7 protein-coding genes are annotated in these 7,885 nt (G+C 61.9%); 5 read left to right on the forward strand and 2 right to left on the reverse strand.

Going from position 1 to position 7,885, the window contains the following annotated elements:
* From VMR39_RS30140 to VMR39_RS30160, 5 genes are all read left to right on the forward strand, one after another.
* Positions 1–711, forward strand: a 711-nt coding sequence (locus tag VMR39_RS30140; RefSeq protein ID WP_325422193.1) for a 4-alpha-glucanotransferase, incomplete at its 5' end; no start/stop codon positions are given.
* Positions 708–3,116, forward strand: coding sequence for a malto-oligosyltrehalose synthase (treY, locus tag VMR39_RS30145; RefSeq protein ID WP_325422195.1), 2,409 nt, complete (start codon positions 708–710; stop codon positions 3,114–3,116). The genes VMR39_RS30140 and treY, both read left to right, overlap by 4 nt.
* A gap of 88 nt (positions 3,117–3,204) precedes the next feature.
* A complete protein-coding gene (locus VMR39_RS30150) occupies positions 3,205–3,516 on the forward strand; it encodes a hypothetical protein (RefSeq protein ID WP_325422197.1) in 312 nt (103 codons plus the stop codon).
* Positions 3,517–4,105: 589 nt separating this feature from the next.
* Positions 4,106–4,390: a hypothetical protein gene (locus VMR39_RS30155; protein ID WP_325422199.1), complete on the forward strand. Its 285-nt coding sequence runs from the start codon at positions 4,106–4,108 to the stop codon at positions 4,388–4,390.
* A 7-nt stretch (positions 4,391–4,397) separates the two neighbouring features.
* Positions 4,398–6,455: a hypothetical protein gene (locus VMR39_RS30160; RefSeq protein WP_325422201.1), complete on the forward strand. Its 2,058-nt coding sequence runs from the start codon at positions 4,398–4,400 to the stop codon at positions 6,453–6,455.
* A gap of 244 nt (positions 6,456–6,699) precedes the next feature.
* On the opposite strand, the gene VMR39_RS30165 is transcribed toward VMR39_RS30160, so the two are convergent.
* Positions 6,700–6,927: a hypothetical protein gene (locus VMR39_RS30165; protein ID WP_325422203.1), complete on the reverse strand. Its 228-nt coding sequence runs from the start codon at positions 6,925–6,927 to the stop codon at positions 6,700–6,702.
* Between the two features lie 461 nt (positions 6,928–7,388).
* A partial coding sequence (locus tag VMR39_RS30170; RefSeq protein ID WP_325422205.1) for a lytic transglycosylase domain-containing protein occupies positions 7,389–7,885 on the reverse strand: 497 nt, incomplete at its 5' end.

Consider the following 7,885-nt stretch of genomic DNA (forward strand, 5'->3'; position numbering starts at 1 on the left):
CCGCCAGGCGGCGGCATCCGCATCGATCACGCCTTCGGCCTGCAACGGCTTTGGGTCATTCCGGCAGGTCGCCCCGCCAGCGAGGGCGCCTATCTCGCCTACCCCTTCGCCGACCTGCTGCGCTTGATCAAGCTGGAGGCATGGCGAAAGGGCGCGATCGTCATCGCGGAGGATCTGGGCACCCGGCCCCCCGGCTTTGGCGAAAAGCTGGAGGCGGCGGGCCTTTACGGCATGGCCGTGCTGTCTTTCTGCCGCGACGAACAGGGCGCCTTTGTGCCCGCCGCCGATTATCCTGCATCCGCCGTCGCCATGAGCGGTACGCATGACGTGGCGACGCTGGCGGGATGGTGGACCGGACGCGATCTGGAATGGAATCGGGCGATCGGTCGGGGCGGCGACAGCGAGGCGAAGCGGGCAAAAGATTGTCGGGTTCTATGGCAGGCGATCGGCGGGGACTTGCCGCAGCCCGCTGTTCACGACCCGGCTCCGATGGTCGATCGCGCACTGGACTATTTGGCCGCGACCCCCTGCCCCCTGCTGCTGGTGCCGATGGAGGATTTGATCGGCCTGACCGAGCAGCCCAACATCCCCGGCACCATCGACGAACACCCCAATTGGCGCCGCCGCCTGCCCGATACGATCGACGCCCTGCTGACGCGGCCGGAAGTGGCGCGCCGCATCCACCGCCTGAATGAGGAGAGAGGCGCATGATCCCCCGCGCCACCTACCGCCTGCAATTGACCCGCGACTTTCCCTTTGCCGCTGCGGAAAGGATCGTCCCCTATCTCGCCCGGTTGGGCGTCAGCCATATCTACGCCTCCCCCATCACCACGGCGCGCAGCGGATCGACCCATAGTTATGACGTGATCGACCCGACCCGGATCAACCCGGAACTGGGCGGAGACAGCGGCTTTCGCAGTCTGGTGTCCGCCCTGCGCGCGCACGACATGGGCGTCATCATAGACATCGTGCCCAATCATATGGGCGTCGCAGGCGGTGAGAACCTCTGGTGGAACGACGTGCTCAGGCTGGGCCGCGACAGCGCCTATGCCGGTTTTTTCGACATCGACTGGCGCGGTCCGCTGATCCTGCCGATATTGGGCGCGACCCTGGACGATGTGATCGCGGCGGGCGACCTCTCCCTCGTCACGGAAGGGGCGGACGCCCATCTGCTGCTCTACGGGGAGCAACATCTGCCGCTCCGCCCCGGATCGCTGGACCAGCTGTCCGACGGTCCCGACCGGGTGCTCCGCCTGTTGGAGACCCAACATTATCGGCTCGTCCACTGGCGCGCCGCCAACGACCGGCTCAACTGGCGCCGCTTCTTCTCGATCAACGATCTGGCCGGGTTGCGGGTGGAAGACCCGGCAGTGTTCGAGACGACGCACCAGCTTTACTTCGACCTGTTCCGCGACGGACTGATCGACGGCGTACGTATCGACCATGTCGATGGACTGACCGATCCCGCCGGCTATTGCCGCCGCCTCCGGTCCCGGCTCGACGCCATCCGCGGCGGGGATGAGCGCGCCTATATCATCGTTGAAAAAATATTGGCGCCGGGTGAAGATCTGGCCAACGACTGGGGCGTCGATGGCACCAGCGGCTATGATTTCATGCGCGACGTGACCGCCCTGCTACACGATCCGCGAGGGGAAGCGCCGCTCGACAGGCTCTGGCGGGAACGTGATCCCGATCATGCCGATGTCGATCGCACGCTCCTCGATTCCCGGCGCGACATGCTGAGCTGGCAGTTCGAGGCGCAACTATGCACATGCGTCGAAGCTTTCGTCATGCTCGCCGACGATGCCGGGCTGGACGAAATCACCCCGGCCATGATCCGCCGGGCGATCGAACGGTTGCTCTGGGTCTTTCCGGTCTATCGGACCTATGGCGACGGCCGTTCAGCTCCCGCGGGCGATGCAGGCGTTCGGCAAAAGACATGGGATGCCGTGCAACCCCATCTGCCGCCCGGCGAAACACCGGTCGCCAGACGCATCGTCGACTGGCTGGCAGGCGATGGCCCCGGCGACGCCGCTCTCGCCGCCGAAGCGGTGCGCCGGTTTCAGCAATTGTCCGCGCCGATCGCAGCCAAGGGCTTGGAGGACACCGCCTTCTATCGTCGCGCCCCGCTGCTGTCCGCCAATGACGTCGGATCGGCGCCGCAGCAGTTCGCCATCTCTCCCGCCGAATTGCACCGTCGCGTCCAGACCCGCTCCGCGCCCTTCCCTCACGCCATGCTGGCCACGGCCACCCATGATCACAAGCGCGGCGAAGACATGCGGGCCCGGCTCTCCGTGCTCAGCCACGTCCCTTCTTTGTGGCAGCAGGCAGTCGGTCGGTGGGAGAATATGGCGGCCTCCATCGCGGCCCCGCTTCACCCGGCCGACCGCTACCAACTGTTCCAGACACTGTTGGGAACATGGCCCATCGAAGCTGCGCTCCCGCAGGATTTTTCAGATCGCATTGATGCCTGGCTGATGAAATCGCTGCGGGAGGGAAGATTGCGTTCCAGTTGGGAGGCGCCCAATGAGCCATATGAAGCGCAGGCACGGCACTATCTTAAAAGTCTGCTCGCGCTTCCAGCATTCAGGGATGACATGTCCGCACTGATGGCGCGGCTCCTGCCTGCCGCGCAAGCCAACAGCCTGGCGCAAATCGCACTTAAATTCTGCCTGCCGGGCGTGCCCGATCTGTATCAGGGGACCGAAGGCCATGATTTCAGCCTGGTCGATCCGGACAATCGAAGGCGGGTCGATCACTTACGCCTTGCCGCCATGCTCGACCAGCCCCTCGGGCTGGAGGGCGAAAAGCTCTCCCTCATTCATCGGCTGCTGAACGAAAGGCGCGTTCGCCCGGCGCTTTTCCTGTCTGGAGAATATCACCCCGTCGCTGTCAGCGGACCGCGAGCGTCGCATATTTTCGCTTTCGAACGCAGATGTGGACAGGATCGCCTGCTCTGCGCCGCCATGATCCGCAGCGGCCGGGCCATTATCGACCATGGAGGGCTACCGACGGCGCAATGGTGGCAAGAAACAAGGTTGGACTATGACATAGCGTGGGCCGCGGATGACCTCTTCGCCCATTCCCCAATATTTCTTAACCTGTGTGAATCATGAAATAAATAGGGAACAAAACTAAGTCATCACGCGTCTCGTTAGCGGGCCATGACGACTTCCTATTTTGCCCAACTGCAAAGTTCAGCCGATGACCGATAGCCAGATATTGAATTTTCTGTTTACGAACAGCGAATCTTTCCAGATCCGCTGCAATGCCCATCGCGATAGCCGCACGACCGTCGCCCGTCACTTGCTGCATCGCGAGCGTCTGGGTGAAATGGTGCTGTTCGACACGCCGGACGCCCGTCTGACATGCGTGGACGAAGAGGCTTTGTGGGAATTGAGTTTCAGGGCGCTGGATGGCAGCGACACACATCTGGCCGCACCGTCGCTTGAGCTTTGCCTGAAGCTTGCCCGAGCGATGCTGACACCTCTACAGCCTCGCGGAATCGCCGCCTGATTTCGGCGGATCGAGTTCCCGATCTAGTCCCATCCAGGCGCGGCGGCGTGCATGTTCAGCACGTGCATAATCAGCATGTGCGTCACGATCGTCTTCGCAGGGTCGCGTGGCCATCGCCGGAAGCGGCGCTTTTTCGAATGTCATGTTTTTCCTCACTATGAAATGCAAAAGCGTAAAAGACAAAGATGTTCCGAGCCAACGAGTTGATCAAAATCAGTATTCGCTTCGTTTTCCGTCAGGTTTCGTAAGGATGAATCAAATCCTGGGTAAACCGCTAAGGCGATAACATGCATTAGTTTCCCTCTACGTACATGCGGGAACTGGCAATTCCGTCCGCCGTTTCCCGTCCAAGGAGGCGCGGCTAATGCAGGCACAGCGATTTAGCATTGGACTAGGGATATTTTCCATCGGTCTTGGCATAGTGGAGCTGGCAAGCGCGCGTCGCATCGCGCGCGCACTTAGGCAAAACCATGACTTCGCGCGCGCCGCCATAAGGGTCTGCGGGGCGCGCGAAGTGCTGACCGGGGCGAGCCTGCTCGCTGCACCAAGTCATTCGACGCGGGTCTGGAGCCGCGTAGCAGGCGATGTCATGGACGTGGCCCTCCTCGCGATCGGCAGCCGCCAATTGCGGCCCTGGGGACCGACCGCCTTTGTGCTGGGCGTCACCGTTGCGGATGTCGCAGTTGCCCGCGCGCTCGACCGCATCACGGGGAAGATGCTGCCCGTCATCGGGCACGAGGGTGATCCGCCGGGCAGCGATACAGCATTGATCCAGATGTCCTCTACAGCCGATCGCCCCGGTCCCACAACCGTCGAACCGGCAGGCGTCACTCTGCATCAAGCGCCTGCAGTGCCTACAAGAAGGAGGTTCTAGCCGCCAAATGATCACAACGCCGCTCAGCCCTGCCCCTACCACGGGCCCAACAGGCAGCGATCTGCCCGCCTATGTGGCGAACGGCCTGGTCGGCCTGCGCGTTCGGGAAGTTCCGTTCCTAGCCGGCTCCGCAATCGTGAACGGGGTTGCCGGCACGGATGTCGATGCCGGCATCGAAGCAGCTATCGCCATCCCCTACCCATTGGCGGCCGACGTTTGTATCGACAGGGCGTGGCTGTCGGATCAGCCCTGGGTGGCGGAAGATTTGCGACAAAGTTATGATTTCAACACGGCGGAATTGCTGAGTGAATTTATTCTCCGCTTCGACGGCATAGCCTTATCCGTCGCCGTCACGACCTTCGCCAGCCGAAGCCATCCGGCCCTTGTGGTCCAGCATAGTATCATAAGGGCCGAACATACCTGCAAGATCGGATTGCGCAGCCTTGTCGACCCCCGAACAGCGCAAGGCAGGATGACCGAAAGGGTTCTCGATCACCCTGCAGCGGGCGAAGCGTCGCTGCTCTGGGTGCCAGAAGGCGATCTGAGTTGCTGCGGTATCGCCATGCACAGCCATTGCTCCCGGACCAGCGACGGCCAGATGCGGTCGAAGCTCGGCTCAGGTCCGCTGGTCATGGAGTTCGAGGTTGAACTGAAGGCCGGGCAGACGGTCGAACTGGATCAGATTGCGGCTCTGATCCCGTCCATCGTTCATCATCGTCCACGGGAAGAAGCCGTGCGGCGGATGAGTGTGGGCGCGCGGCTGGGCGTACCACATCTGCAAAAATTGAACAGAGAATGCTGGTCGGGGATCTGGAAGGGGCGCATTACGATCGAAGGCGCCAGTCCGCGTCATCAGCAGTTGATCGACGCGGGCTTCTTCTATCTCCAATCATCCGCTCACCGCTCCTCACCTGCGGCCACGTCCATGTTCGGCCTCGCCTATTGGCCCAACTATCATTATTATTACGGCCACGTGATGTGGGACATCGACGCCTTCTGTGTACCGCCCCTGTTGCTGCTGCAACCCGATGCCGCGCGCAGCCTCATCGACTTTCGGGCAAGACATGTCGAAGCAGCGCGACGTTACGCCCGCCTCGACGGCTTGAAAGGCATGCGCTTTCCCTGGCAGGCGGCGCCCACCACAGGGGAGGAGGCTGCTCCCGGCGATGGCCCTGCCGCAGCGAATGCGGCGCACCTCTCTCTGCATGTCGCCCGCGCCTTCTCGCTCCACGCCGATTGCTCGGGTGACGAGCGCTATCTGCGCGAACAGGGCTGGCCAATCATTTCGGGCGTGGCCGACTGGTTGACTGATCGGCTCACACGCACTGCACAGGGAATAAGCCTGCTGCACGCTACCGGCCCTGCGGAAGTGCCCGATCCACCCGACGACGACAGTTTCACTCTCATGACCGCCGCCGACCTGCTCAAGCGCGCGATCCGCACGGCCCACGCCATCGGCGCCGATATTCCCCGCGACTGGCAAGATACGCTCTCCGCGCTCCACCTACCTTGTCGCAGCGACGGCGTCATCCCCAGCCATCGTGATTTCCGCATAGACGAGCCGAAGGGCGCCACCCCTGGTCCCCTCGCCGGGCTGTTCCCGATGAATTATCCAGCATCAAAGCGGCAACGGCGTGCAACGCTCGACTTTTTCCTTGCGCACTGGCGCGACTATATCGGTTCGCCCATGTTGGCCGCCTTCTATCCAGCGTGGGCGGCCATGGCGGGTGATCGGGAACTGGCGATGCTGTTGTTCGAGCAGAGCTACGCCGCCTATGACGCCGGGCGTTTCCACCAATGTCTGGAATATCGGATGGATCATCCCGATTCGGCCGTTCCCGCCGGCCCTTTCCTCGCCAACATAGGCGGCATGTTGATGACGATGCTGCTGGGATTACCGGGACTGGAGATCAGCGACGAAAGTCCGAAAGCATGGGCCAAACGCCCCGTCGTTCTGCCGTCAGGCTGGTCGGCCATCCATGTCGATCGGCTTTGGGCGCGCGGCCAGCCGATGAAGCTCGTCGCCGGGCAGGGCATGGAGCGCGCTCAGTTGCTTCCCGCATAACCCGGCCCTCCCCGCTCGATCGGCGGGCAGCTTGGGAAATGACAGACGCAAGATGATAGTCATCCTCGAGGATAAGGATGCGTTGCCCAGTCAGATCAGGTTGTCCGGTCAAGTCGATCTCCTTAAAAAAATGCGGTGGCGCGGTGCGGCGCGCCGGCCTCGGGAATGCTGGCTCCTCCCCGCAACGGGAATTCGAGGTGGCACTGCGCCACGCCATCCTCAATCCGCAATTTGCCCCGTCCATTCATTTAATATTGTATCCGTCCTTCGATAAGTTCGCTCCCGAAGCAAACGCGCCGGGGCTTGTCCGGACTGTTTGCGCGGGTGGCCCGCTTTCGTTCCGATCGAAGCTGAGCCACTGTCGGTCCTGCTTTTCGACGATGTTCCAGCGCACGGTGACCTTATCGTATGGAACGGAGAGCGCGCCGTACTTCAGCGCATTGGTGGTGAGCTCATGGACGGCGAGCATCATGGTTCCAGGGGCCTTGGGCGAGAGCTCCACATCAGTCCATCAGCGTCAAACTGTCCGGCGTGCGCCGCCAGGGCGGCTAGTTCGTCATGGACAATCATAGAAATGCCGACGCCCACATTGGCCGCACGCGTCAGAAGCGCCTGGACGCGCGCGACGGTATTGTTCTGACCTGCTATCAGCTTTGAATATTCTTTAAGGCTTGTTGCGCTCTGCCCGGTCCGAACGGCGATCGATCAGAAAGCGACGGCCTCATGCGATTGGGAGCCCGGCGTGCGCTTGAGCAGCTTGCCGCTGATCTCGAAGCATCAGCCGCCGCAGTCGCGCCGAACAGACGTAGGCGCCGCCCCAACGTAACGCCTTTTCATCGCCGGCGGCAGGGCGACCTCGGCTGGCACGCACCGTCATGGCAATTTCTGGAAACCGGGGCGACTGGTTCAGAAGGACCGGCAGGCAAGATCTTCTCACTTGTTCAGCGAACCCTTTCCGCCGCTCTTATTCGCAAGGGAAGGTGAGAAGATCCTCTCACCGAACCGCCGCTTCAAATGTTCCGCTACACTGTGGGCATATCGCTTCTGCCCATCGGAACTCGGTCTGTGATAGACGCCGACCGCCTTCCAAAAGCTGCCTGTCGACGCCAGGGCAGCAACGAAAATCCACCGGGCTGCGTTGGCATTAAAGCACGGATCGTAACGCAACCAATGACGAACGTCCTCGGGTGAACGATTAAGCGTTACCGCGATTCTGGGTACCCACCAGCTGTTGATCTGGAGTGAACCAAGATCATGGCTTCCATTCCTATTTCGGACTTCCGCACCAATCCATCCTCCTTCCTGATCGCGAAGTCCCCACAGGGTCACTTCGAGCCATTTCTGTCCGCCTGCGGCTTTTCTGATGCAATGGGCGACCCTTCGTTCATCGGCCGCATCATGACCGGACGGCGTTGCAAGACCCTCCGATT

The organism is Sphingobium sp. (assembly GCF_035511395.1).
Lineage (GTDB): Bacteria > Pseudomonadota > Alphaproteobacteria > Sphingomonadales > Sphingomonadaceae > Sphingobium.